At 70.1% G+C, this 18,842-nt stretch carries 19 protein-coding genes; 16 read left to right on the top strand and 3 right to left on the bottom strand.

Annotated elements, in window-relative coordinates; translation table 11 throughout:
- The first annotated feature begins 78 nt into the window (after positions 1 to 78).
- From prfA to IE118_RS19110, 16 genes are all read left to right on the top strand, one after another.
- A complete protein-coding gene (gene prfA / locus IE118_RS19185; protein WP_189559191.1) occupies positions 79 to 1,146 on the top strand; it encodes a peptide chain release factor 1 in 1,068 nt (355 codons plus the stop codon).
- A 34-nt stretch (positions 1,147 to 1,180) separates the two neighbouring features.
- Positions 1,181 to 2,026 carry a peptide chain release factor N(5)-glutamine methyltransferase gene (prmC, locus tag IE118_RS19180; RefSeq protein WP_189559190.1) on the top strand — a complete coding sequence of 282 codons (846 nt, stop codon included), beginning with the start codon at positions 1,181 to 1,183 and terminating at the stop codon, positions 2,024 to 2,026.
- A 53-nt stretch (positions 2,027 to 2,079) separates the two neighbouring features.
- Entirely contained in the window at positions 2,080 to 2,727 is a 648-nt protein-coding gene (locus IE118_RS19175) for an L-threonylcarbamoyladenylate synthase (protein ID WP_189559189.1), read from the top strand.
- A complete protein-coding gene (locus IE118_RS19170) occupies positions 2,724 to 3,401 on the top strand; it encodes an arsenate reductase/protein-tyrosine-phosphatase family protein (protein WP_189559188.1) in 678 nt (225 codons plus the stop codon). Before IE118_RS19175 ends, IE118_RS19170 begins: the two co-directional genes overlap by 4 nt.
- 96 nt (positions 3,402 to 3,497) lie before the next feature.
- Entirely contained in the window at positions 3,498 to 4,733 is a 1,236-nt protein-coding gene (glyA, locus tag IE118_RS19165; RefSeq protein ID WP_189559187.1) for a serine hydroxymethyltransferase, read from the top strand.
- A 138-nt stretch (positions 4,734 to 4,871) separates the two neighbouring features.
- Positions 4,872 to 6,203 carry an MraY family glycosyltransferase gene (locus tag IE118_RS19160; protein ID WP_189559186.1) on the top strand — a complete coding sequence of 444 codons (1,332 nt, stop codon included), beginning with the start codon at positions 4,872 to 4,874 and terminating at the stop codon, positions 6,201 to 6,203.
- 311 nt (positions 6,204 to 6,514) lie between these two features.
- A complete protein-coding gene (locus IE118_RS19155; RefSeq protein ID WP_189559185.1) occupies positions 6,515 to 6,952 on the top strand; it encodes a Cg1360 family ATP-synthase-associated protein in 438 nt (145 codons plus the stop codon).
- A 225-nt stretch (positions 6,953 to 7,177) separates the two neighbouring features.
- On the top strand, positions 7,178 to 7,996 hold the full coding sequence (atpB, locus tag IE118_RS19150) for a F0F1 ATP synthase subunit A (protein WP_491591190.1): 819 nt from the start codon (positions 7,178 to 7,180) through the stop codon (positions 7,994 to 7,996).
- A gap of 76 nt (positions 7,997 to 8,072) precedes the next feature.
- Complete coding sequence (gene atpE, locus IE118_RS19145; protein WP_184817785.1) at positions 8,073 to 8,309, top strand: ATP synthase F0 subunit C; 237 nt, start codon at positions 8,073 to 8,075, stop codon at positions 8,307 to 8,309.
- Between the two features lie 41 nt (positions 8,310 to 8,350).
- The gene (locus tag IE118_RS19140) at positions 8,351 to 8,899 is read left to right on the top strand and encodes a F0F1 ATP synthase subunit B (protein WP_189559183.1); all 549 of its coding nucleotides are present in this window, start codon (positions 8,351 to 8,353) and stop codon (positions 8,897 to 8,899) included.
- Positions 8,896 to 9,711 carry a F0F1 ATP synthase subunit delta gene (locus IE118_RS19135; protein ID WP_189559182.1) on the top strand — a complete coding sequence of 272 codons (816 nt, stop codon included), beginning with the start codon at positions 8,896 to 8,898 and terminating at the stop codon, positions 9,709 to 9,711. Before IE118_RS19140 ends, IE118_RS19135 begins: the two co-directional genes overlap by 4 nt.
- 135 nt (positions 9,712 to 9,846) lie before the next feature.
- Positions 9,847 to 11,436 (top strand): F0F1 ATP synthase subunit alpha, encoded by a 1,590-nt coding sequence (atpA, locus tag IE118_RS19130; RefSeq protein WP_189559181.1) that lies wholly within the window; start codon positions 9,847 to 9,849, stop codon positions 11,434 to 11,436.
- A 21-nt stretch (positions 11,437 to 11,457) separates the two neighbouring features.
- A complete protein-coding gene (locus tag IE118_RS19125; protein WP_189559180.1) occupies positions 11,458 to 12,375 on the top strand; it encodes a F0F1 ATP synthase subunit gamma in 918 nt (305 codons plus the stop codon).
- The gene (gene atpD, locus IE118_RS19120; RefSeq protein WP_189559179.1) at positions 12,375 to 13,811 is read left to right on the top strand and encodes a F0F1 ATP synthase subunit beta; all 1,437 of its coding nucleotides are present in this window, start codon (positions 12,375 to 12,377) and stop codon (positions 13,809 to 13,811) included. Before IE118_RS19125 ends, atpD begins: the two co-directional genes overlap by 1 nt.
- 131 nt (positions 13,812 to 13,942) lie before the next feature.
- Positions 13,943 to 14,320, top strand: a complete 378-nt coding sequence (locus tag IE118_RS19115) for a F0F1 ATP synthase subunit epsilon (protein ID WP_189559178.1) — start codon at positions 13,943 to 13,945, stop codon at positions 14,318 to 14,320.
- A gap of 128 nt (positions 14,321 to 14,448) precedes the next feature.
- Positions 14,449 to 14,898: a DUF2550 domain-containing protein gene (locus IE118_RS19110; RefSeq protein ID WP_189559177.1), complete on the top strand. Its 450-nt coding sequence runs from the start codon at positions 14,449 to 14,451 to the stop codon at positions 14,896 to 14,898.
- Positions 14,899 to 15,060: 162 nt separating this feature from the next.
- On the opposite strand, the gene IE118_RS19105 is transcribed toward IE118_RS19110, so the two are convergent.
- The 3 genes from IE118_RS19105 to IE118_RS19095 all read right to left on the bottom strand — a co-directional run bounded on the left by IE118_RS19105 (position 15,061) and on the right by IE118_RS19095 (position 18,839).
- Positions 15,061 to 16,881 carry a glycoside hydrolase family 18 chitinase gene (locus IE118_RS19105; RefSeq protein WP_189559176.1) on the bottom strand — a complete coding sequence of 607 codons (1,821 nt, stop codon included), beginning with the start codon at positions 16,879 to 16,881 and terminating at the stop codon, positions 15,061 to 15,063.
- A 138-nt stretch (positions 16,882 to 17,019) separates the two neighbouring features.
- Positions 17,020 to 17,661 (bottom strand): response regulator, encoded by a 642-nt coding sequence (locus tag IE118_RS19100; RefSeq protein WP_189559175.1) that lies wholly within the window; start codon positions 17,659 to 17,661, stop codon positions 17,020 to 17,022.
- Positions 17,661 to 18,839, bottom strand: coding sequence for a sensor histidine kinase (locus IE118_RS19095; protein ID WP_229846863.1), 1,179 nt, complete (start codon positions 18,837 to 18,839; stop codon positions 17,661 to 17,663). Before IE118_RS19095 ends, IE118_RS19100 begins: the two co-directional genes overlap by 1 nt.
- Positions 18,840 to 18,842 lie beyond the last annotated feature (3 nt).

The following is an 18,842-nucleotide window of genomic DNA, read 5'->3' as shown; positions in this document are numbered from 1 at the left end:
AGCCCCCGCCCGGGGGCAGGCCGGGACCGGCGTTTTTGGTCGCCCGCCCCTTCACCCACGTACCTGCAGGAGCCCAAGATGTTCGAGGCCGTCGAGGAACTCGTCGCCGAGCACGCCGACCTGGAGAAGAAGCTCGCCGACCCGTCGGTCCACGCCGATCAGGCCAACGCGCGCAAGCTGAACAAGCGCTACGCCGAGCTCACCCCGATCGTCGCCACGTACCGCTCCTGGAGGCAGACGGGCGACGACGTCGAGACCGCGCGCGAACTGGCCGCCGACGACCCCGACTTCGCCGCCGAGGTCAAGGACCTGGAGAAGCAGCGCGAGGAGCTCACCGAGAAGCTCCGCCTGCTCCTCGTCCCGCGCGACCCCAGCGACGACAAGGACGTCATCCTCGAGATCAAGGCGGGCGCGGGCGGCGACGAGTCCGCCCTGTTCGCCGGCGACCTGCTGCGCATGTACCTGCGCTACGCCGAGCGCGTCGGCTGGAAGACCGAGATCATCGACGCCACCGAGTCCGAGCTGGGCGGCTACAAGGACGTCCAGGTCGCGGTGAAGGCCCGCGGGCAGACCGAGCCCGGCCAGGGCGTCTGGGCGCGCCTGAAGTACGAGGGCGGCGTGCACCGCGTGCAGCGCGTCCCGGCCACCGAGTCCCAGGGGCGCATCCACACCTCCGCGGCGGGCGTCCTGGTGACCCCGGAGGCGGAGGAGGTCGACGTTGAGATCAACCCCAACGACCTGCGCATCGACGTCTACCGCTCGTCCGGGCCCGGCGGCCAGTCCGTCAACACCACCGACTCCGCCGTGCGCATCACGCACCTCCCGACCGGAGTCGTCGCCTCCTGCCAGAACGAGAAGAGCCAGCTCCAGAACAAGGAGCAGGCACTGCGTATCCTGCGCTCGAGGCTCCTCGCGGCGGCGCAGGAGGAGGCGGAGCGGGAAGCCGCCGACGCCCGCCGCAGCCAGGTCCGCACCGTGGACCGCTCCGAGAAGATCCGCACGTACAACTTCCCGGAGAACCGCATCTCGGACCACCGCGTCGGCTTCAAGGCGTACAACCTGGACCAGGTCCTGGACGGCGACCTCGCCGCGGTGATCCAGGCCTGCGTCGACGCGGACTCGGCCGCCAGGCTCGCCGCCGCGTAACCCCCGAAGACAGCGCCGACAGCACGGAGGACCAGTGAACCTGCTGCTCGCCGAGGTGGCCCAGGCCACCCAGCGGCTCGCCGACGCCGGCGTGCCCTCGCCGCGCACCGACGCGGAGGAGCTCGCCGCGTTCGTGCACGGCGTCAAGCGCGGCGAGCTGCACGGTGTGAAGGACTCCGACTTCGACGCCCGGTACTGGGAGGTCATCGCCCGCCGCGAGGCCCGCGAGCCGCTCCAGCACATCACCGGGCGCGCCTACTTCCGCTACCTGGAGCTCCAGGTCGGGCCCGGGGTGTTCGTGCCGCGGCCCGAGACCGAGTCGGTGGTCGGCTGGGCGATAGACGCCGTCCGCGCGATGGACGTCGTCGAGCCCTGCATCGTCGACCTGTGCACCGGTTCGGGCGCCATCGCGCTCGCCCTCGCGCAGGAGGTGCCGCGCTCGCGCGTGCACGCCGTGGAGCTGTCCGAGGACGCCCTCAGGTGGACGCGCAAGAACATGGAGGGGTCCAGGGTCGAGCTGCGCCAGGGAGACGCCCTGACGGCCTTCCCCGACCTCGACGGACAGGTCGACCTGGTCGTCTCCAACCCGCCGTACATCCCCCTCACCGAGTGGGAGTACGTCGCGCCGGAGGCCCGCGACTACGACCCCGACCTCGCGCTGTTCTCCGGCGAGGACGGACTCGACCTGATCCGCGGCCTGGAGCGCACCGCGCACCGGCTGCTGCGACCCGGCGGGGTGGTCGTCGTCGAGCACGCCGACACCCAGGGCGGGCAGGTCCCGTGGATCTTCGCCGAGGACCGCGGCTGGACCGACGCGGCCGACCACCCCGACCTGAACAACCGCCCCCGGTTCGCCACCGCCCGCAAGGCACTGCCGTGAGCGTCCCGCATACTTCATCCCCCCAGCAGCACGTGTACGAGGAGGCCCGCTAAATGGCTCGGCGATACGACACCAACGACGCGACCGACCGCGCGACCGGCCTGCGCGAGGCCGCGTCCGCCGTGCGCCGGGGCGAACTCGTGGTGCTGCCGACGGACACGGTCTACGGCATCGGCGCCGACGCGTTCACCTCGGAGGCCGTCGCCGACCTGCTGGACGCCAAGGGCCGGGGCCGCAACATGCCCACGCCCGTCCTCATCGGCTCCCCGAACACGCTGCACGGCCTCGTCACCGACTTCTCGGAGCTGGCCTGGGAACTGGTCGACGCCTTCTGGCCGGGCGCGCTGACGCTCGTCGCCAGGCACCAGCCGTCGCTCCAGTGGGACCTCGGCGACACCCGGGGCACGGTCGCCGTGCGGATGCCGCTGCACCCGGTCGCCATCGAACTGCTCACCGAGGTCGGCCCGATGGCCGTGTCGTCGGCCAACCTGACCGGTCACCCGGCGCCGGAGAACTGCGACGCCGCGCAGCAGATGCTCGGCGACTCCGTCTCCGTGTACCTGGACGGCGGCCCCACCCCGGGCAACGTGCCCTCCTCGATCGTCGACGTCACGCGCCCCGTGCCCGTGCTGCTGCGCGAGGGCGCGATCTCGCCGGACGAGCTGCGCAAGGTGGTACCCGACCTCGAGGTGGCGAATTGACGGCCCCTGAGGCGGGGCGTGGCATAGGCAACGGGGAATCCAGCGCGGAGATGACGACGACCTTCGGGTTTCCGCGTGACACCTTCCGCATCCTCCACGTCAGTACCGGAAACGTGTGCCGCTCGCCCATCACCGAGCGGCTGACCCGGCATTTCGTGAGCCAGCGCCTCGGCATCCTCGGCGGCGGGCTCATCGTGGAGAGCGCGGGCACCTGGGGGCACGAGGGTGCGGCGATGGAGGCGCACGCGGAGACCGTGCTGGCCCAGTTCGGGGCGGACGCCTCCGGTTTCGTGGGGCGGGAGCTGCTGGACGAGCACGTGATCCGGGCGGACCTGGTGCTGACGGCCACGCGGGACCACCGGGCGCAGGTCATCTCCATGGGGCATTCGGCCGGGCTGCGGACGTTCACGCTGAAGGAGTTCACCCGCCTGGTGAACGCGATCGACCCGGCGACGCTGCCTCCGCTGGAGGAGGGCCTGGTCATGCGCGCCCGGGCGCTGGTGCGCGCCGCGGCGGCGCTGCGCGGCTGGCTGCTGGCGCCGACGGCCGAGGCGGACGAGGTGTACGACCCGTACGGGGCGCCGCTGCCGTTCTTCCAGTCGATCGGCGACGAGATACACCAGGCGCTGGATCCCGTGGTGACGGCGCTGACGGGGGTTCCCGCACGGGCGTAGGCGGTTGCCCGCGCCCGCCCGCCCGCGCAGCGTGGGCGTTTTCGGGGGGTCCGGCCTACATTGGGCGTACGTCAGTGTCGACGTTCGGAGCGGATCATGCCGGTCAGCCATGCCCTCGAGGCCGATGTCCTGTGGCGGCAGGACCCCGAGCTCGCCGATGTGCTGCTCGGGGAGCGTGAGCGGCAGTCGACCACGCTCCAGCTGATCGCCGCCGAGAACTTCACGTCGCCGGCCGTGCTGGCCACCCTGGGCTCGCCCCTCGCCAACAAGTACGCCGAGGGCTACCCCGGCAACCGGTACCACGGCGGCTGCGAGATCGTCGACGCCGCCGAGCGCCTCGCCGTGGAGCGGGCCAAGGCGCTGTTCGGCGCCGAACACGCCAACGTGCAGGCGCACTCCGGCTCCTCCGCCGTGCTCGCCGCGTACGCGGCCCTGCTGCGGCCCGGCGACACCGTGCTCGCGCTCGGCCTGCCCCACGGCGGGCACCTCACCCACGGCTCGCCCGCCAACTTCTCCGGCCGCTGGTTCGACTTCGTCGGCTACGGCCTGGACCCGGAGAGCGGGCTCGTCGACCACGAGCAGGTCCGTGCGCTGGCCCGCGCGCACCGGCCCAAGGCCGTCGTCTGCGGCTCCATCTCCTACCCCCGCCACCTCGACCACGCCTTCTTCCGCGAGGTCGCCGACGAGGCCGGCGCCTACCTCATCGCGGACGCCGCGCACCCCATGGGTCTGGTCGCCGGGGGAGCGGCGCCCAGTCCGGTGCCGTACGCGGACATCGTGTGCGCGACGACGCACAAGGTGCTGCGGGGCCCGCGCGGCGGGATGATCCTGTGCGGCGGCGACCTGGCCGAGCGCGTCGACCGGGCGGTGTTCCCCTTCACCCAGGGCGGCGCCCAGATGCACACCATCGCGGCCAAGGCGGTCGCATTCGGGGAGGCGGCGACCCCGGCCTTCGCCGCCTACGCGCACCAGGTGGTCGCCAACGCGCGGGCGCTGGCCGCCGCCCTGAGTGCCGAGGGGCTGGCCGTCACCACCGGCGGCACCGACACCCACCTGATCACCGCCGACCCGGCGCCGCTCGGCGTCGACGGGCGCACCGCGCGCGGCCGGCTCGCGGCGGCCGGTCTGGTCCTCGACTGCTGCGCGCTCCCGCACGGCGTCCGCGGACTGCGGCTGGGCACGGCCGCGGTGACCACGCAGGGCATGGGTGCCCGGGAGATGGCGTACGTCGGGGGTCTCCTCGCGAGCGTGCTGCGCGGCGGCACGGACCCGGTGAGCGCCCGGGAGGACGTGCGGGAGCTGTGCGCCGCGTTCCCGCCGTACCCGCGCTGAACGGGGCCGCCGCCGGGTGGGCGGTCCGTTCGCACAGCCGGACGTGCAACCATCGTCGCTACCCGGAAGTCCCCACTCGTATGCGCCCCTCGCTAGGGTGTGGGGCTGTGATGGCCAGCGAGATCTGTGGGGAAGCCCGTGCGTGAATACCTGCTGACGCTCTGTGTCACGGCCGCGGTGACGTACCTGCTGACCGGGCCGGTGCGGAAGTTCGCGATCGTGGCCGGTGCGATGCCGGAGATCCGGGCACGCGACGTGCACCGGGAACCCACTCCGCGGCTCGGCGGGATCGCGATGTTCTTCGGTCTGTGCGCGGGCCTGCTGGTCGCCGACCACCTCACCAACCTCAACCAGCTCTTCGAGCGGTCCAACGAACCGCGGGCGCTGCTCTCCGGAGCCGCGCTGATCTGGCTGATCGGCGTCCTGGACGACAAGTTCGAGATCGACGCGCTGATCAAGCTCGGCGGCCAGATGATCGCCGCGGGTGTGATGGTCATGCAGGGTCTGACGATCCTGTGGCTGCCGATCCCCGGCGTCGGCTCGGTCGCCCTCACCCAGTGGCAGGGCACGCTGCTCACGGTCGCCCTGGTCGTCATCACGATCAACGCGGTGAACTTCGTGGACGGGCTGGACGGTCTCGCGGCCGGCATGGTGTGCATCGCGGCGGCGGCGTTCTTCCTGTACGCCTACCGCATCTGGTACTCGTACGGCATCGAGGCGGCCGCCCCGGCGACGCTGTTCTCGGCGATCCTGATGGGCATGTGCCTGGGCTTCCTGCCGCACAACATGCACCCCGCCCGCATCTTCATGGGCGACTCCGGCTCGATGCTGATCGGCCTGGTGCTGGCCGCCGGCGCGATCTCCGTCACCGGGCAGGTCGACCCGGACGCGCTGAAGCTGTTCGCCGGTTCCGAGAAGGAGGCCGTGCACCAGACGGTGCCGGTCTACATCCCGCTGCTGCTGCCGCTGACCATCATCGCGGTGCCGGCCGCCGACCTGATCCTGGCGATCGTGCGGCGCACCTGGCGCGGCCAGTCGCCGTTCGCGGCGGACCGGGGCCATCTGCACCACCGGCTGCTGGAGATCGGCCACTCGCACAGCCGGGCGGTGCTGATCATGTACTTCTGGTCGGCGCTGATCGCCTTCGGGGCGCTCACGTACTCGGTGAACTCGGCGTCGATGTGGATCGTGCTGAGTGTGGTGATCCTCTCGACGCTCGGCCTCATCCTGCTCCTGCTGCCCCGCTTCACCCCGCGGGCGCCGCGCTGGGCGGAGGCCGTGGTGCCGCCCCGCTACCGCAGGCGGCGTGCCCCGGCGGCCGTGACGGAGCCATCGGCCCCTGCCGCAGGGGGAGTTGACGCAGAAGAGGCCGAGGAGCGCACACCGGTGGCCGCGGGCGTCTCGGGCGTCAACGGGGCGACCGCCGTCGGCTCCCGCGCACGTCTGGGCGACCGGCCGCGGCCAAGGTAAGAATCCGCCTAGAGCATTGCCAAGTCGTGGGTCTCCTGTGGGACGGTGTTGGGGGTGCGAATCGCCCAATACCAGACATAGGGCCCGGGATCCCGCTCAGACGCGCGGATTCACTCTCATGTGTGACGCCGGGCACACCTGACAGGTAAAGACTCCATCAAATAGTTTGTGATAGCGTTCACGAGAACCCCGGAGAGAGCCGAAGGACCGCAGTGCGACGGTTCACCGGTGCGAGGAATGATCACTCGACCCGGGGGTCTACGCTCGTCCATGACGACACCCTGCCCCCTGTGAAATGCGGAGTTGCCGCCATGCCGTCCAATGACGTCCGGAACCTTCTGCAGTGTGCTGTGCCCACAGCCGCTGCCGGTGCGGTCGCCGTTGCCGTCAGCGCTGCGGTGGCCGGTGGCAAGGGTGCCCTCGGAGCAGCCGTCGGGACCGTGCTCGCCATCCTGTTCATGGGAATCGGCCTGTACGTCCTGCAGTGGACGGCGAAGTCGCTTCCGCAGCTGTTCCAGGCCATGGGCCTGATGCTCTACGTCGCACAGCTCCTGCTGCTCATGATCTTCGTCGCGATCTTCAAGGACACCTCGCTCTTCAACCCGAAGACGTTCGCGATCTCGCTCGTCGTGGCGACCCTCGTGTGGATGGCCGCACAGGCCCGGGCACACATGAAGGCCAAGCTCTTCTACGTCGATCCGGAATCCGCGAAGAGTGACAAGTCCGAGAAGACGGGGCCGTCGTCGTGACGGGTAGGGGCGCGATAAAGGCCGGTGGGAACTCCTGCTATCGTCCGGTGCCAACTGCGGCATCGCGGGCGCGGGCATCCGAGCTGACGCCTGAGCGATCGCGAGGCTCGATGCCCCACAGCCGCCCCCACATCCGTAACACCTGTCCGGTGCCGAACCGCGGCTGTGTGCCGCGCCGACACAACGAGGTTGCCGTACCTATGCGTCACGCCGAAGGAGCCCGCGGTGAGTGCTGACCAGACCCAGCTCGCGTTTGACTGGAGCTGTCGGATCATGTCCGACAACGGGTGTGGTTTTCCGGCTCCGGGCCTGCACTCGTTCCTCTTCCAGCCGATCGCCACGGTCGGGGGGTTCGAGTTCAACAAGGTGATGCTGCTCGCGCTCATCACCACCCTCCTCGTCGTCACCTTCTTCTATGCGGCCTTCGGCAAGGCCAAGGTGGTGCCGGGCAAGCTGCAGATGGTCGGTGAGGCCGGCTACGACTTCGTCCGCCGCGGCATCGTCTACGAGACCCTCGGCAAGAAGGAGGGCGAGAAGTACGTCCCCCTCATGGTCTCGCTGTTCTTCTTCATCTGGATCATGAACATCTGGTCCGTGATCCCGCTGGCCCAGTTCCCGGTGTCCTCGATCATCGCCTTCCCGGCGGTGCTCGCCGCGATCGTCTACGTCGTGTGGCTCGGGCTCACGTTCAAGAAGCACGGCTTCGCCGGCGGATTCAAGAACCTCACCGGATACGACAAGTCGCTCGGCCCGGTGCTGCCGCTCGTCGTGGTCATCGAGTTCTTCTCCAACGTCCTCGTCCGGCCCTTCACGCACGCGGTCCGGCTCTTCGCCAACATGTTCGCCGGCCACCTGCTGCTCGTGATGTTCACCGTCGCCAGCTGGTACCTGCTGAACAGCTGGATGATCCCGGCCGCCGGTGTCTCGTTCGTCATGACCATCGTCATGATCCTCTTCGAGCTCTTCGTCCAGGCCGTCCAGGCGTACGTCTTCGTACTGCTGGCCTGCTCCTACGTTCAGGGTGCTCTCGCCGAGCACCACTGAGCCGCCCCACCCCCGCACCTCCAATCGTCCGGTGGCCAACCCCCACCGGTCCATGTAAAGAGAAGGAAGATCCAGCATGGCTGCCACTGAGACCCTTGCCGCTGTCTCCGGCTCGGTCGGTTCCATCGGTTACGGCCTCGCCGCCATCGGCCCCGGCATCGGCATCGGCATCATCTTCGGCCAGGGCACCCAGGCCCTCGCCCGCCAGCCCGAGGCTGCCGGCCTGATCCGCGCCAACCAGATCCTGGGCTTCGCCTTCTGTGAGGCGCTCGCCCTCATCGGCATCGTTATGCCGTTCGTGTTCGGCCAGTAAGAACCCTTACTCACCGACACGTTTCGACGAAAGGCACTGATGTGATCGCCAACCTGGTGCAGCTGGCGGCCGGTGAGGAGCAGAACCCGCTCCTCCCTCCGGGCCCCGAGCTGCTCGTCGGCACCATCGCCTTCGCCATCGTGTTCTTCTTCTTCTGGAAGAAGCTGCTCCCGAACATCAACAAGGTTCTGGAGGAGCGCCGAGCGGCGATCGAAGGCGGTATCGAAGAGGCCGAGACCATGAAGGTCGAGGCCCAGAGCGTCCTTGAGCAGTACAAGGCTCAGCTCGCCGAAGCCCGGCACGAGGCCGCGCGTCTGCGCCAGGAGGCGCAGGAGCAGGGTGCCGCGCTCATCGCCGAGATGCGGGCCGAGGGCCAGCGTCAGCGCGAGGAGATCGTCGCCGCCGGTCACGCGCAGATCGAGGCCGACCGCAAGGCCGCCGCGTCCGCGCTGCGCCAGGACGTCGGCAAGCTCGCCACCGACCTGGCCGGCAAGCTCGTCGGCGAGTCCCTCGAGGACCACGCCCGGCAGAGCCGCGTGATCGACCGCTTCCTCGACGAGCTCGACCAGAAGGCCGAGGCCGCACGATGAACGGAGCGAGCCGCGAGGCCCTGGCAGCCGCACGTGAGCGTCTCGACGCGCTGACGGACTCCACGTCCGTGGACGCCGGCTCGCTCGCCGGAGAGCTGGCCGCCGTCACCGCGCTGCTCGACCGCGAGGTGTCGCTGCGTCGGGTCCTCACCGACCCGGCGCAGGCCGGTGAGGCCAAGGCCGAACTGGCCCGGCGCCTGCTCGGCTCGCAGGTCAGCGGCCCGGCCGCGGACCTGGTGGCCGGCATGGTGCGCTCCCGCTGGTCGCAGTCCCGCGACCTGGTGGACGCACTCGAGGAGCTGGCGAACATCGCCGACCTCACCGCCGCCCAGAAGGCCGGCGCGCTCGACGACGTCGAGGACGAGCTGTTCCGGTTCGGCCGGATCGTCTCCTCCAACACCGAGCTGCGGGCCGCGCTGACCAACCGGAGCGCCCCCGCCTCCTCCAAGGGCGAGCTGCTGCGCAGCCTGCTCGGGGGCAGGGCCGAGGCCGCCACCGAGCGTCTGGTGACGCGTCTGGTGACCGCGCCCCGAGGACGTAGCCTGGAGACGGGACTGGAGTCCCTGTCCAAGCTCGCCGCCGACCGCCGGGACCGCATGGTGGCCGTCGTCACCTCCGCGGTACCGCTGAGCGACCCGCAGAAGCAGCGCCTGGGCGACGCCCTCGCGAAGCTCTACGGCCGCCGGATGCACCTCAACCTCGACGTCGACCCCGAGGTCGTCGGCGGGATCCGGGTGCAGGTCGGTGACGAGGTCATCAACGGCTCCATGGCGGACCGGCTCGAGGACGCGAGCCGCCGGCTGTCGAGCTGAGCAGCACATTTCCGAATAGGCAGTACATACTTACGGCCCTGGTTGGGCCGTGCAGAGGATTCACCTCTTTCGGGGGGGAGTCCCCATCCCCCCCAAGTGAAACTTCGGGCCCAACAAGGAGAGCAGGGAACTCAGATGGCGGAGCTCACGATCCGGCCGGAGGAGATCCGGGACGCACTGGAGAACTTCGTCCAGTCGTACAAGCCGGACGCGGCCTCGCGCGAGGAGGTCGGTACGGTCACCCTTGCCGGCGACGGCATCGCGAAGGTCGAGGGCCTGCCCTCGGCCATGGCCAACGAGCTGCTGAAGTTCGAGGACGGCACCCTCGGCCTCGCCCTCAACCTCGAGGAGCGCGAGATCGGTGCCATCGTCCTCGGTGAGTTCAGCGGTATCGAAGAGGGCCAGCCGGTCACCCGCACCGGCGAGGTCCTGTCCGTCGCCGTGGGCGAGGGCTACCTCGGCCGCGTGGTCGACCCGCTCGGCAACCCGATCGACGGCCTCGGCGAGATCGAGACCGAGGGCCGCCGCGCCCTCGAACTGCAGGCCCCCACGGTCATGCAGCGCAAGTCGGTGCACGAGCCGATGGAGACGGGCTACAAGGCCGTCGACGCCATGACCCCGATCGGCCGTGGTCAGCGCCAGCTGATCATCGGCGACCGCCAGACCGGCAAGACCGCCCTGGCCGTCGACACGATCATCAACCAGCGTGACAACTGGCGCACCGGCGACCCGAAGAAGCAGGTCCGCTGCATCTACGTCGCCATCGGCCAGAAGGGCTCCACCATCGCGTCGGTCCGCCGCGCGCTGGAGGAGAACGGCGCGCTGGAGTACACGACCATCGTCGCCGCCCCGGCGTCCGACCCGGCCGGCTTCAAGTACCTGGCGCCGTACACCGGTTCGGCCATCGGTCAGCAGTGGATGTACGAGGGCAAGCACGTCCTGATCATCTTCGACGACCTGTCGAAGCAGGCCGACGCCTACCGCGCCGTGTCGCTGCTGCTGCGCCGCCCGCCGGGCCGCGAGGCCTACCCGGGTGACGTCTTCTACCTGCACTCCCGCCTGCTGGAGCGCTGCGCGAAGCTCTCCGACGAGATGGGCGCCGGCTCGATGACCGGTCTGCCGATCGTCGAGACCAAGGCCAACGACGTCTCGGCGTTCATCCCGACCAACGTCATCTCCATCACCGACGGCCAGTGCTTCCTGGAGTCGGACCTGTTCAACGCCGGTCAGCGCCCCGCGCTGAACGTCGGTATCTCCGTCTCCCGAGTCGGTGGTTCCGCGCAGCACAAGGCGATGAAGCAGGTCTCCGGCCGTCTGCGCGTGGACCTCGCCCAGTTCCGTGAGCTCGAGGCGTTCGCCGCCTTCGGTTCCGACCTGGACGCCGCGTCGAAGGCGCAGCTGGAGCGCGGTCAGCGCATGGTCGAGCTGCTGAAGCAGGACCAGTACCAGCCGATGTCCACCGAGGACCAGGTCGTCTCCGTCTGGGCCGGCACCACCGGCAAGATGGACGAGGTCCCCGTCGCCGACATCCGCCGCTTCGAGAAGGAGCTGCTGGAGTACCTGCACCGCAAGGAGCAGGGCCTCATGACCTCCATCCGTGAGGGCGGCAAGATGTCCGACGACACCCTGCAGGCCGTGGCCGAGGCGATCGCGGACTTCAAGAAGCAGTTCGAGACCAGCGACGGCAAGCTGCTCGGCGAGGACGCCCCGTCCGCCGCCAAGTGACGTAAGGAAGGGACCTGACTCATGGGAGCCCAGCTCCGGGTCTACAAGCGTCGCATCCGATCCGTCACCGCGACCAAGAAGATCACCAAGGCGATGGAGATGATCGCCGCCTCGCGCGTCGTCAAGGCGCAGCGCAAGGTGGCGGCCTCCACGCCGTACGCGCGGGAGCTCACCCGCGCGGTCACGGCGGTCGGAACCGGGTCGAACACCAAGCACCCGCTGACCACGGAGGCGGAGAACCCGGCCCGTGTCGCGGTCCTGCTCCTCACGAGCGACCGCGGACTGGCCGGCGCCTTCAACGCCAACGCCATCAAGGCGGCGGAGCAGCTGACCGAGCGCCTGGAGCGCGAGGGCAAGCAGGTCGAGACGTACATCGTCGGCCGGCGCGGTGTCGCCCACTACAACTTCCGCGAGCGCAAGGTCGCGGAGACGTTCACGGGCTTCACCGACGAGCCCTCGTACGCGGACGCCAAGAAGGTCGCGGCCCCGCTCATCGAGGCGCTCCAGACGGAGACGGCGGACGGCGGCGTGGACGAGCTCCACATCGTCTACACCGAGTTCGTGTCGATGATGACGCAGACGGCGGTCGACTCCCGGATGCTTCCCCTGCGCCTCGACGAGGTCGCGGAGAAGACGTCCACCAAGGGCGAGATCCTGCCGCTGTTCGACTTCGAGCCCTCGGCGGAGGACGTCCTCGACGCCCTGCTGCCGCGGTACGTCGAAAGCCGCATCTACAACGCGCTGCTCCAGTCGGCCGCTTCGAAGCACGCCGCCACGCGGCGCGCGATGAAGTCGGCCACCGACAACGCGGGCGAGCTGATCAACACGCTCTCCCGTCTTGCCAACGCGGCCCGCCAGGCCGAAATCACCCAGGAAATCAGCGAGATCGTCGGTGGCGCCAGTGCCCTGGCCGACGCGAACGCGGGGAGTGACAACTAATGACCACCACTGTTGAGACCGCGACGGCTACGGGCCGCGTCGCCCGGGTCATCGGCCCGGTCGTCGACGTGGAGTTCCCCGTCGACGCGATGCCGGAGATCTACAACGCCCTGCACGTCCAGGTCGCCGACCCGGCGAACGAGGGCCAGCTGAAGACGCTGACCCTCGAGGTCGCGCAGCACCTCGGTGACGGCCTGGTCCGCACCATCTCCATGCAGCCCACCGACGGTCTGGTCCGCCAGGCCCCGGTGACCGACACGGGTTCCTCCATCTCCGTGCCGGTCGGCGACTTCACCACCGGCAAGGTGTTCAACACCCTCGGTGAGGTGCTGAACTCCGACGAGAAGTACACGGGCGAGCGCTGGCCGATCCACCGCAAGGCGCCGAACTTCGACGAGCTCGAGTCGAAGACCGAGATGTTCGAGACCGGCGTCAAGGTCATCGACCTTCTCACCCCGTACGTCAAGGGCGGAAAGATCGGCCTGTTCGGCGGTGCCGGCGTCGGCAAGACGGTGCTCATCCAGGAGATGATCTACCGCGTCGCCAACAACCACGACGGTGTGTCGGTGTTCGCCGGTGTCGGTGAGCGCACCCGTGAGGGCAACGACCTCATCGACGAGATGAGCGAGTCGGGCGTCATCGACAAGACCGCCCTGGTCTTCGGCCAGATGGACGAGCCCCCGGGCACCCGTCTGCGCGTGGCCCTCGCCGGTCTGACCATGGCGGAGTACTTCCGCGATGTGCAGAAGCAGGACGTGCTGTTCTTCATCGACAACATCTTCCGCTTCACCCAGGCCGGTTCCGAGGTGTCGACCCTGCTCGGCCGCATGCCCTCCGCGGTGGGCTACCAGCCGAACCTGGCCGACGAGATGGGTCTCCTCCAGGAGCGCATCACCTCGACCCGTGGTCACTCGATCACCTCGATGCAGGCGATCTACGTCCCCGCGGACGACCTGACCGACCCGGCCCCGGCCACCACCTTCGCCCACCTCGACGCGACGACGGTGCTCTCCCGTCCGATCTCGGAGAAGGGCATCTACCCGGCCGTGGACCCGCTGGACTCGACGTCCCGCATCCTCGACCCGCGGTACATCGCGGCGGACCACTACAACGCCGCGATGCGCGTGAAGAACATCCTGCAGAAGTACAAGGACCTGCAGGACATCATCGCGATCCTCGGTATCGACGAGCTCGGCGAGGAGGACAAGCTCGTCGTCCACCGTGCCCGTCGCGTGGAGCGCTTCCTGTCCCAGAACACCCACGTCGCCAAGCAGTTCACCGGCGTGGACGGTTCGGACGTGCCGCTGGACGAGTCGATCGCCGCGTTCAACGCGATCTGCGACGGTGAGTACGACCACTTCCCGGAGCAGGCGTTCTTCATGTGCGGTGGCATCGAGGACCTGAAGAAGAACGCGAAGGAGCTGGGCGTCTCCTGACCCCCGGGTTCTGATGTGAGCCGCACGGCTCACCCTTGAGGGGGCGGGCGCGTCCCGCCCCCTCTCCCACGCCTACTAGACTTGTAACCAACACCCGGCACAACCGCCGGGTGGTGACCCGAGGAGCCACCTTGGCTGCTGAGCTGCACGTCGCGCTGGTCGCGGCCGACCGAGAGGTCTGGTCCGGCGAGGCCACCCTGGTCGTCGCGCGCACCACGTCCGGCGACATCGGCGTCATGCCCGGTCACCAGCCGCTGCTCGGTGTGCTGGAGTCGGGCCCGGTGACCATCCGCACGCGCGAGGGCGGGACGGTCGTCGCCGCCGTGCACGGCGGATTCATCTCGTTCGCGGACGACAAGCTGTCGCTGCTGGCCGAGACCGCCGAGCTGTCGGACGAGATCGACGTCAAGAGCGTCGAGCAGGAACTGGCCCGCGCGAAGGCGGAGGACGACCCCGAGGCCGAGCGCCGCGCGGACGTCCGTCTGCGGGCGGCGACGGCGGGGCGCTGACCCCGACGAGGTGCGATGACGTCACTCAGCCGCGGCCGGCACCGGAGCGATCCGGAGCCGGTCGCGGCTGAGGCAGATCTGGATGATTTTTCCGTTCCGTTACCTAGGAGACGAGGAGGTCGGTGTCGATGGTCCTCGCTCTGACTGTGTGCGGAATCGTCGTGGTGCTCGTGGTGGTGGGGCTCTTCGTCTTCGGTCTGCGGCGGCGGCTCCTGCAGCGCTCCGGCGGCACCTTCGACTGCAGCCTGCGCTGGGACGCCCCCGAGACCGCCGGTGAGGCCGGCGGCAAGGGCTGGGCGTACGGGGTGGCCCGCTACAACGGCGACCGGGTCGAGTGGTTCCGCGTCTTCTCGTACGCGCCCCGGCCGCGCCGCGTCCTGGAGCGGTCCGCGATCGAGGTGGCCGGCCGCCGCGTCCCCGAGGGCGAGGAAGAGCTGGCCCTGCTGTCGGACGCGGTGATCCTCGCCTGTCTGCACCGGGGCACCCGCCTGGAACTCGCGATGAGCGAGGACGCGCTGACCGGGTTCCTCGCCTGGCTGGAGGCGGCCCCGCCCGGCCAGCGGGTGAACGTCGCGTAGAGCGACGTTTCCGGGCCCCTGGTGGCGGAGCTGTCGGGGGAGGGCGGACGTGGCCCGGGCAGCGGCCGCCGGAACGCGTCGGAGCACATGAGAACCGCCCCCGGACCAGGTCGTCCGGGGGCGGTTCCTACGTGCCGGCGGCGGCCCGGGGGGCCGTGCCGTCTACTTCAGGCCGCTGTCGATGGCGCCCGCGAGTTCACCGTTGGCGGTGTCACCGCTGAACTCCCAGAAGAACGCGCCGCCGAGGCCCTGCTGCTTGGCCCAGGCCATCTTGGACTTGATGGTGGCCGGGGTGTCGTAGGACCACCAGTTGTTGCCGCAGTGGGCGTACGCCGTGCCCGCGATGGTGCCGGTGGCCGGGCAGCTGTTCTTGAGGATCTTGTAGTCCTCGATGCCCGCCTCGTAGGTGCCGGGTGCCGCGCCCGTGGCCGCGCCGCCGGGGGCGGCCTGGGTGACACCGGTCCAGCCGCGGCCGTAGAAGCCGATGCCGAGCAGCAGCTTGCCAGCCGGGACGCCCTTCGCCTTCAGCTTGGCGATGGCGGCGGCGGAGTTGAAGCCCTCCTGCGGGATGCCGTTGTACGACGTCAGCGGCGAGTGGGGGGCCGTGGGGCCGTCCTTGTCGAAGGCGCCGAAGTAGTCGTACGTCATCACGTTGTACCAGTCGAGGTACTGGGCGGCGCCGCCGTAGTCGGCCGCGTCGATCTTGCCGCCCTCCGAGCCGTCCGCGGTGATGGCGGCGGTGACCAGGTAGTCCTTGCCGAACTCGGCGCGCAGGGCCTGCGAGAGGTTCCTGAAGGCCGCAGGTCCGCTGGTGTCACAGGTCAGACCGCAGGCGTTGGGGTACTCCCAGTCGATGTCGATGCCGTCGAAGACATCGGCCCAGCGCGGGTCCTCCACCACGGCCTTGCAGGACTTGGCGAAGGCGGCCGGGTTCTGCGCGGCCTGGCCGAAGCCGCCGGAGTAGGTCCAGCCGCCGAAGGAGTACAGCACCTTGATGTGCGGGTACTTCGCCTTCAGCTGGCGCAGCTGGTTGAAGTTGCCGCGCAGCGGCTGGTCCCAGGTGTCGGCCTGGCCGCTGACGGACTGGTCGGCGGTGTAGGCCTTGTCGGTGGCGGCGTAGGAGTCGTCGAGCTTGCACTGACCGCCCACGACGTTGCCGAACGCGTAGTTGATGTGCGTGATCTTGGCGGCCGTGCCGGACGTCACCAGGTCCTTGACGTGGTAGTTGCGGCCGTAGACGCCCCACTCGGTGAAGTAGCCGAGCTTGACCTTGTCGCCGGGGGGCGGTTCCTCGGTCTGGCCGGTCGTGCGGACCTTCACCGCGCCGCTCACCGGACCGGTCTGGTCGGCGGTGTCGCGGGCCTGCACGGTGTACGAGTAGTCGGTGCCCTTGGCGAGACCGGTGTCCGTGTGCGAGGTGCCGGTCACCGTGGCGACCTTCGCGCCGTCGCGCAGGACGTCGTAGTTCTTCACGCCCTTGTCGTCGGTCGCCGCCGCCCAGGACAGGCGCACCGAGGTGTCGGTGACGTTGGAGGCGGTCGGGGTGCCGGGTGCGGAGGGGGCCGCGTCACCGGGGACGGACGTGCCGTCGCAGCTGCCGCCGTTGAGCTTGCAGCCGGTGGGGGCACCGGAACCGCTGCCGTTGAAGCCGAAGCTGACCGACGCCCCGGGGGCCAGGGTGCCGTTCCAGCCGAGGTTCTTGGCGGTCCAGTGGTCACCGGAGCCGGTGACGGTGGCGTCCCAGCCGGAGGTGACCTTGGTGCCGGACGGGAAGTCCCACTCGACGGTCCAGGAGTTGATGGTGGTGGTGCCGGTGTTCTTCACCGTCCACTTGCCCTCGAAGCCGGAGCCCCAGTCCTGGGTCTTGGCGTAGGTGGCGGTCGCCGAGGTCGCTGCCTGGGCGGGGCTCGCGAGGCCGACGAGGCCGGCGACGGGGAGCAGCAGGGTCGCGAACCCTGCGGCGGCTCTGTGTCTGAAGCGCATGCTGCGCCTCCTTATGGGGGAGAAGCCGTTGTGGGCGTGACTGAGCCATCACGCCCGCAGTGCCGCGAGAATAGAAAGGTCTGGACCACGGGTCAATAGGTCTGGACCACTGTTCTCGCACTTCGCCCCGGACGTCCGCTAGATCCCCAACTCCTGAGCCAGTACCGCGGCTTGCACCCGGCTGCGCAGCTCCAGCTTCCCCAACAGCCTGCTGACGTGCGTCTTCACCGTGGCCTCGGCCATCCCGAGCCGCACCCCGATGCCGGCGTTGGACAGCCCCTCGCCGAGACACGACAGCACCTCGCGCTCGCGCCGCGTGAGGGAGTCCAGCACCGCCGGATCGGCCGTCACCGCACGCGCGGGCCCGGCGGCGAACTCGGCGATCAGCCGCCGGGTGACGGCCGGGGCCACGATGCCCTCGCCGGCCGCCACCGTGCGCACCGCCGTGATGAGGTCCTTCGCCTCCGTGTTCTTCAGCAGGAACCCGGCCGCGCCGGCCCGCAGCGCCCCGAACACGTACTCGTCGAGGTCGAAGGTGGTCAGGACGAGGACGTCGGCGAGCCCCTCGCCGACCACCAGGCGGGTCGCCGACACCCCGTCCAGACGCGGCATCTGCACGTCCATCAGCACCACGTCGGGACGCAGTGCGCGGGCGAGCGCGACCGCCCGCTCGCCGTCCGCCGCCTCGCCCACGACCTCGATGCCGGGCGCGTTGCGCAGGATCAGTACCAGTCCCGCGCGGACGGCGGACTGGTCCTCGGCGACCAGGACGCGGATCATCAGGTGTCTCCTTGCTCGGTGTCGGTGAGGGGGAGGGTGGCGCGCACCACCCACAGCGTGCCCTCGGGACCGGCCTCGAAGGTGCCGTCCAGCAGGGCGGCCCGTTCCCGCATGCCGACGAGACCGGCCCCCGATCCCGGCGCGCGCGGGGCGTCCCGGTCGCCGTGCGGACTGGTCACCCGGATGTCGAGGGCGTCGGCCGGCCGGCGCAGGCACACGGTGACCCGCCCCGGCGCGGCGTGCTTCAGGGCGTTCGTCAGCGACTCCTGCACGATCCTGTACGCGGCCAGTTCGACGGGGGCGGGCACGTCGTCGTACGTGGCGTCGAGGGTGACGTCCAGCCCGTTGGCGCGGGCGCCCTCGACCAGGGCACCCAGGCCGTCCAGCGTGGGGGTCGCCGCCGGTTCCCGGTCGGCCTCCCCGTCGCGCAGGATGCCGATGAGCCGCCGCATCTCGGTCAGTCCCTGCACGCTGTTCTCCCGGATCACCCCGAGCGCCTCCCTGGAGGTCCCGGGGTCGTCCAGGGACAGCGCGGCCGTGGAGTGGATGGCGATCGCGGACAGGTGGTTGGCGACCATGTCGTGCAACTCGCGCGCCATCCGGGCACGTTCCGCGGTCACGGCCTGGACGCGGTCCATCTCCGCGAGCAGCGCGGTCTGTTCGGCACGCAGCCGGGCGGCCTCGGCGGCGTCGCGGTGGTTGCGCACGATCAGGCCGGTCGACGCGGGCCCGAACGTCACGGCGCCGACGACCAGCCCGAGGACCAGCGCCTCCGGCACCCGCCACACGGCGTACGGCACCAGGGCCGCGGCGATGGTGAGCACACCGGTGACCCACGGCAGCCGGCGTGCGGTGGCGGGCGTGCCGTACACGACCGCGGCGTACACCAGGTCCGTGTACATCACGATCGTGGCGATGCTGCCCTGGGTCATGACGTCCGCGGCCAGCGCCAGCGTGCCGACGGCCAGGGCGGTGCGCGGGGCGGTGCGCCGCAGCAGCTCGCAGCCGGCGACCACGGCGAGCGGCACGAGGAGCGCCCAGCGGCCGCCGAAGAGCACGACCGGGTCGGTGTCCGGCCGGACACCGAGCCCGAAGCCCCACAGCAGCAGCCCGCCGGCGAGTCCGGCGAGCGCCACCCCCACGTCGAAGCGGGGCGGGCGCAGCGGTGGCGGGGTCATGGC

Source organism: Streptomyces pilosus, assembly GCF_014649835.1.
Taxonomy (GTDB): Bacteria; Actinomycetota; Actinomycetes; order Streptomycetales; family Streptomycetaceae; genus Streptomyces; species Streptomyces pilosus.
Note: the sequence above shows the minus strand (reverse complement) of the source record. Positions and strands in the feature narration are given on the sequence as shown.